The sequence below is a fragment of the Actinoplanes sp. NPDC048791 genome (genome assembly GCF_040650095.1).
GTDB lineage: Bacteria > Actinomycetota > Actinomycetes > Mycobacteriales > Micromonosporaceae > Actinoplanes.
The window spans coordinates 1-1,356 of the sequence record NZ_JBEZGQ010001585.1 but is presented as its reverse complement, the minus strand read 5'-3'; the positions used below and the strand labels follow the sequence as shown (position 1 = coordinate 1,356).

General features: G+C 72.5%; 2 protein-coding genes. Both read right to left on the bottom strand.

Annotation, left to right across the window (positions count from 1 at the left end):
- Positions 1-686 (bottom strand): ABC transporter permease (locus AB0C29_RS48705; RefSeq protein WP_360835215.1); only part of this gene is annotated, 686 nt, incomplete at its 3' end.
- A partial coding sequence (locus AB0C29_RS48700) for an ATP-binding cassette domain-containing protein (protein ID WP_360835213.1) occupies positions 683-1,356 on the bottom strand: 674 nt, incomplete at its 5' end. The genes AB0C29_RS48700 and AB0C29_RS48705, both read right to left, overlap by 4 nt.

Below are 1,356 nucleotides of genomic sequence, written 5' to 3'. Positions count from 1 at the left end.
GTCGTGCAGCTCGGCTGCGGTGAGCGTCTTGACCAGGGCGGCGTCGAGGCGGTCGCCGCCGGCGTCGGGATCGGCGAGGGTGGACACCACCTCGCGCCCAGCCAGCCCGGCATCGTCTCGGCGGACACGATCGCGGTGGACAGGAAGCCGATCGGCCAGACCAGCACCTGTACGGCCATCGTGGCGCCCTCGCCGCGGAAGCTCAGGCCCACGAAGATGCCGATCCACAGCACGGCGAACCGCAGCAGGAGCAGGAGCAGCACGGCGGCCACCGCGGACGCCGGGCCGTCGGAGATCCGCCAGCCGATGAGCAGGCCGCCGAGGATCAGCACGAGCAGCTCGACCGCCGAGTTGGCCAGGTCGGCGCCGACCCGGCCCAGGGCCACCGACGCGCTGCCGATCGGCATCGAGCGGAACCGGTCGGTGATGCCCTTGCGGGCGTCGTCGGCCATCGCCGTGGCCGTGCTCTCGACCCCGAACATCATGCTCAGCGCGAGCATGCCGGGCAGCAGGAAGCTGATGTAGTCGCCGCCGCCGGGGACCGTGATCGCGCCGCCGAACAGGAAGCCGAAGACCAGCAGCAGCATGATCGAGAAGAGCAGGCCGAAGAGCGGCGTCCACGGCTGGCGTGCCCAGTGGGCCAGGTCCCGCTGGGTGATGACCCAGCCGGCTCGCAGTGTCGTCATCGCGCCACCTCCTTGTCGGTCAGGGTGAGGAAGACCTCGTCGAGGGTGGGCCGGCGCAGCACCAGGTCCTCCGGGGCGATGCCCAGCTGATCCAGGGCCCGGACGATGTCGGCCAGCGCGACCACCCCGGCGCCGACCTCGAAGGTGACCCGGTGCGTCTCCGGGTCGGTGACGGCGGCCTCGCCCAAGGCGGCTGCCAGCCGCTGCGCCACCAGCTCCAGCGACTCCGACCGCGGCACGGTGACGGTCACCCGGTCGCCGCCGACCTGACGCTTGAGCTCGTCCGGTGTGCCGGTGGCGACCACCTTGCCGTGGTTCATCACGGAGATCCGGGCCGCCAGCTGGTCGGCCTCGTCGAGGTACTGCGTGGTGAGCAGGACCGTGGTGCCCCGCGCGGCGATCTCCCGGACGCTCTCCCAGACCTCGTTGCGGGCCCGGGGATCCAGGCCGGTGGTGGGCTCGTCGAGGAACAGCACCGCCGGGGTGAGGATGAAGCCGGCGGCCAGGTCGAGCCGGCGGCGCATTCCGCCGCTGTAGGTCGAGACCGCCCGGTCCGCGGCGTCGGTGAGCCCGAACGTGTCGAGCAGTTCGTCGGCGCGGGCCCGGGCGCGGGCCGTGGTGAGGCCGAAGAGCCGGCCGAACATGACCAGGTTCTGCCGGCCGCCGAGGA